5 protein-coding genes are annotated in these 4,760 nt (G+C 73.4%); 2 read left to right on the top strand and 3 right to left on the bottom strand.

Annotation, left to right across the window (positions count from 1 at the left end; all coding sequences use genetic code 11):
• Positions 1–757 (bottom strand): hypothetical protein (locus VN520_RS11630; protein ID WP_325746806.1); only part of this gene is annotated, 757 nt, incomplete at its 3' end.
• A gap of 496 nt (positions 758–1,253) precedes the next feature.
• Here VN520_RS11630 and sepH point away from each other — a divergent pair.
• The gene (gene sepH / locus VN520_RS11635; RefSeq protein ID WP_325746803.1) at positions 1,254–2,318 is read left to right on the top strand and encodes a septation protein SepH; all 1,065 of its coding nucleotides are present in this window, start codon (positions 1,254–1,256) and stop codon (positions 2,316–2,318) included.
• Between the two features lie 84 nt (positions 2,319–2,402).
• On the opposite strand, the gene VN520_RS11640 is transcribed toward sepH, so the two are convergent.
• On the bottom strand, positions 2,403–3,230 hold the full coding sequence (locus VN520_RS11640) for a sulfurtransferase (protein WP_325746804.1): 828 nt from the start codon (positions 3,228–3,230) through the stop codon (positions 2,403–2,405).
• Between the two features lie 238 nt (positions 3,231–3,468).
• Here VN520_RS11640 and VN520_RS11645 point away from each other — a divergent pair, with 238 nt between their 5' ends.
• Positions 3,469–4,245, top strand: coding sequence for a VOC family protein (locus VN520_RS11645; protein ID WP_325746805.1), 777 nt, complete (start codon positions 3,469–3,471; stop codon positions 4,243–4,245).
• Between the two features lie 68 nt (positions 4,246–4,313).
• Here the strand turns inward: VN520_RS11645 and VN520_RS11650 are convergent, their stop codons facing one another.
• Complete coding sequence (locus VN520_RS11650) at positions 4,314–4,580, bottom strand: hypothetical protein (RefSeq protein ID WP_414719831.1); 267 nt, start codon at positions 4,578–4,580, stop codon at positions 4,314–4,316.
• Positions 4,581–4,760: the final 180 nt, after the last annotated feature.

Genomic DNA, 4,760 nt, shown 5'->3' on the forward strand with positions numbered 1-4,760 from the left:
TCCGGTCCTCGCCCGGGTCCGTCCCGGGCGTCGTGGCGCTCCCGCCGTCCGGCACACCGCTGTCGCCGTCCTCGCCCCCGCCGTCCTCCTGGCCGGTGCCGTCCGAGGGCGAGGGGGAGGGCGAGGTCGTCCCTCCATGACGTTCGCCGCTCACGACGGATCCGATGGTCGTCCCTCCGCTGTCCCCCAGACCGTGGCCGGATGCCATTTCGTACACGGTGATGCCGGCCATCGACAGGACGAAGACCCCGGCGGCCGCGAGGACCGATCGTTTCCAGCCCCGGACACGGGTGCCGTGCGTACGGGCGTCGGAGTACGGACCGTCCGTGGACGCGTCAGCGGGGTGCGCGGCTCCGCGGCCCGCCCCGCCCGGCCGGACCTGTCGCAGCACCATGGTGCGGTCCGCGCCGGGCTCCGCCTTGCGCAGCACCCTCGTCGCGTCGTCCTGCGGCCGTTGCGGCGCGGGGGACGTCTCACGCGTGTGCACGGTCACCTGACGGCCCGCCAGATTCTTCACCTGGACGGTGACCTCGCGGATCTGCTCGCCGGTACGACGGAAGAAGTGCTGGAAGACCGAGCCCCCGCAGGTGGCCACCACGCTCATCACGCCCGCGCCGGCAATGGTTCCGTACACACCGAGCTGCGAGGCCATCACCGCCGCCGCGACCGCCGCGACGGCACTGCCCGCGACCTGCGGCAGGCTCAGATCTATGCGCCCTTCCTTGCGTTCCGCATCATTCTGCGGCTTCTGAACCATGATCAGCCCCTGCTCGACAACCACCCCACCTTGCACCAAGAAGGGACATTTGAGCGAATCGGATAGTTCCGATTCTGGAGATTTTGTGAATCAACACACGCGTCGCGGGCATATCGCGGACAACGGGGTGACCCAACTCCCGCACCCGGCGAGAACTTCGACGGCGCGCCGGTCCACCCAGGTGGCCCGAATGGAGTACTGTGGCGAGCCCTGGGGCCGGACTCCCGCACGGGTATCCGGGACCTGCGGGAGGGGGCCGAAGACGGCGCCCGAACCGGCGGCGCCGCGGCATCGCACGGGCGCCTGCTACGAGGAGCGACCACCTGGTCGCTCCGCGTCGCAAGAGGTGACCGTGTCATCCTGGCGATCCAGGGCCAAGGCCCGACACGCCGGGTAACTTGGCAAGGTTGTGGCAGGCTGAACCCGGGCAGGTCACACTCGACTAGCGGAAGCAGCGACGCACGTGACGTCGGCAGGCACCACCCGGGAGGTTCCCATGCCCGAACTGCGTGTCGTGGCCGTCTCGAACGACGGCACACGACTGGTGCTCAAGGCTGCGGACAGCACGGAGTACACGCTTCCCATCGATGAGCGGCTTCGTGCCGCCGTGCGCAACGACCGCGCCCGGCTCGGCCAGATCGAGATCGAGGTGGAGAGTCATCTCCGCCCGCGCGACATCCAGGCGCGTATACGCGCCGGCGCCTCCGCCGAGGAGGTCGCCCAGTTCGCCGGCATCCCGGTGGACCGGGTGCGCCGCTTCGAGGGCCCCGTGCTCGCGGAGCGCGCGTTCATGGCCGAGCGCGCCCGGAAGACTCCTGTGCGCCGTCCCGGCGAGAACACCGGCCCCCAGCTCGGCGAGGCGGTGCAGGAGCGGCTGCTGCTGCGCGGCGCCGACAGGGAAACCGTGCAGTGGGACTCCTGGCGCCGGGACGACGGCACCTGGGAGGTCCTCCTGGTCTACCGTGTCGCGGGCGAGCCGCACTCCGCGAGCTGGACCTACGACCCGCCGCGGCGGCTGGTCCAGGCCGTGGACGAAGAGGCACGCTCGCTCATCGGCGAGACCGACGATGTCGCGGCTCCGGAACCGAGCTTCCCGTTCGTGCCCCGGATCGCACGGCTGCCGCGCGACCGGCCGCTGGACCGCGCGCTGGACCGTCAGATCGAGCGGCCCGCTCCCCCGGCGCCCGAGCCGGAGGAGCGCATCAGCGGTGTGTCGGCCGGCGAGCGCGACTCGCTGACCAGCCTCCTGGAGGCGGTGCCCAGCTTCCGCGGCGACATGGTCGTCCCGGAGCGGCCCTCGCAGCCCGAGCCGCCCGCACTCGAACCCGCCCCGCAGCAGGAGCCGGAGGCCGACGAACCCCCGGCCGCGGCGGCGTCCGCCGGCGCGGGTTCCGCCTACGCCGATGTGCTGATGCCCCGCGCGGTGGCCGGCCACCGCGACCGGCTGACCGGGACGACGGACCGTCAGGCAGAGGCGGACGGTGTGCGGCCGGGGCGCCGGGCGGCGGTGCCGAGCTGGGACGAGATCGTCTTCGGCACCCGCCGGAAGAAGCAGGACTGAGGACCACCCCTGAGGTCCGTGGCATGAGGAGGGCCCGTACACAGCCGCGTACGGGCTCTCGCTCCGTCCGGTCACCCGTCGGCGTCAGGCGGGCCGGGGCCCCGTGGCGACGGGGCGGGATTCGTCCGAGGACCACTCCGACCAGGACCCGGCGTACAGGGCGGCCCGGTGACCGGCGAGTTCCAGCGCCAGTACTTCATGGGCACCGGACACCCCGGAGCCGCAGTAGACGCCGATCTCCTTCTCGCCGTCCGCGCCCAGGGCGGAGAACCGGGAGGCGAGCGAGGCGGCGGGCAGGAAGCGCCCGTCCTCGCCGACGTTCTGCGAGGTCGGGGCGGAGACGGCGCCGGGGATGTGGCCGCCGACGCGGTCGATCGGTTCCACGTCCCCCCGGTAGCGTTCCGCGGCCCGTGCGTCGAGCAGCAGACCGGAGCGGGCCAGGGCCGCGGCCCCGTCCGCGTCCAAGAGGCCGAGCGCCCCCGGCTCGGGCCGGAAGTCGCCTTCGGCGGGTTCCGGAACGCCGGTGGTGAGCTCACCCGTCCATGCGGCGAGTCCGCCGTCCAGCACCCTGACATCGGGATGCCCGGTCCAGCGCAGCAGCCACCACGCACGCGCCGCGGCCCAGCCCTGGCCGCCGTCGTGGACCACCACAGGGGTCCCGCGGCTGACCCCCGCCCGCCGCATCACGGCCCCGAAGGCTTCCGGGTCCGGCAGGGGGTGACGGCCGCCGCCGCCCGGCGGGCCCGCGAGCTCGGAGTCGAGATCGATGTACACCGCGCCCGGGAGGTGCCCGGCCTCGTAGTCGGCGCGGCCGTTCGGCCCGCCGAGCTGCCAGCGGATGTCGAGGAGGACCGGTGGGCGCGGCCCCGCCGACTCGCTCATGTATTCGGATGCGGTGATGATGGGCTTCATGGGTGCCATCTTCGCGCAGGGGCCGCCCCCGGTGAGGCCGCATCGAACCGGATGTACCGCATCAAAAAGGGCGACGGCGTGAGCGGAAGCCGGGAAACGCGGCGCGGCCGGCGTGTCTCGGAGCCTCAGTGGTGCGAGCATCTGCACGGAGCGTACGCGCCCGTATCCGTACCGCTGGACGCCGTGCAGGCTCCGTCCTCCGTACGGCCACCCCGATGGTACGAGGAGAGAGAAGAAGATGACCGAGGCTGTCACCCGGCGCACGCCCGGAGCACCGTGCTGGGTGAGTCTGATCGTGCACGGCTTGACCGCGACCCAGGAGTTCTACAGCCGGCTGTTCGGCTGGGAGTTCCGGCCGGGGCCGGAACAGCTGGGGCCCTACGTCCGGGCCCTGCTGTGCGGCAAGGAGGTCGCGGGCATCGGCCAGCTGCCGCCCGACCGGCACCTGCCGATCGCCTGGACGACCTATCTCGCCACGGAGGACGCGGACTCGACGGCTGAGGCCATCCGCTCCTGCGGCGGGACCGTCGCCGTCGGCCCCCTGGACGCCGGGAAGGCGGGGCGCCTCCTGCTCGCGTCCGACCCGGGCGGCGCCGTCTTCGGGGTCTGGCAGGCCGCGGATCACATCGGCACCGCACTCGCGGGCACCCCGGGCACCCCTGTGTGGAACGAGCTGGTGACCCGGGAGACCGCCTCGGTCGCCAAGTTCTACCAGGCCGTGTTCGGATTCGGGACCGAGGCGGTGGTCTCTGCCGACTTCGACTACCAGACGCTGCACCTCAAGGGCCGTCCGGTGGCCGCCCTGCACGGCGTGGGACACGCCCTGCCGCGCGACCGGGGTCCGCACTGGATGACGTACTTCCAGGTCGCCGACACCGACGAGGCGACGGCGCGTGTGGTGGAGCTCGGCGGACACGTGCTGCAGCCACCGCGGGAGGCCTCCAGCGGCAGGCTGGCGACGGTGGCGGACCCGGAGGGTGCGGTCTTCACGCTCGTCCGGCCGCCGGGCAGCTGACCGCTGCCGGGGGGGGGCGCGGCCCGGCGCCGCCTTCCGTGCGGTGTGTGCCGACGGGCTCCCCGGGGTCACCCATGACCGGTGGACATGGCGATCAGGCCGTGGGGCGCGGCACCACCGAAGAGGAGGTCGTGGAGTTCGGCGCCGTCGGCGGCGGCTGCGGCGCTCCGGGGGAACATGGCCTGCTCGTACGCGGCCGGCGCGGCCTCGGCGTCATGGGGGTGCGCTGTGAGGACCTCGCCGGGTTCGGCGCCGTCGTACATGGCCAGGTCGGCGCCTTCAGCGTCCGGAGCCGAGGGGTGGGCGGCGCCGCCGAGCCGGGTGGCCCCCGGCACCCGGTCCCACCGGCACCCGGTCCCACCGGTGCCTGGCGGGCGGGGCACCGAGGGAGCGCAGCACCGGCACGATGTCACTGTCGGTGACCGGCGCGCTGGGCGTACCCGGGGACAGCTGGTTCACGACGGCCTCGGCGCCGATGCGCCCCAGCCCGGGCGCCGCCCGCCGGAACGCCGCGA

The organism is Streptomyces sp. (assembly GCF_035563135.1).
GTDB lineage: Bacteria > Actinomycetota > Actinomycetes > Streptomycetales > Streptomycetaceae > Streptomyces.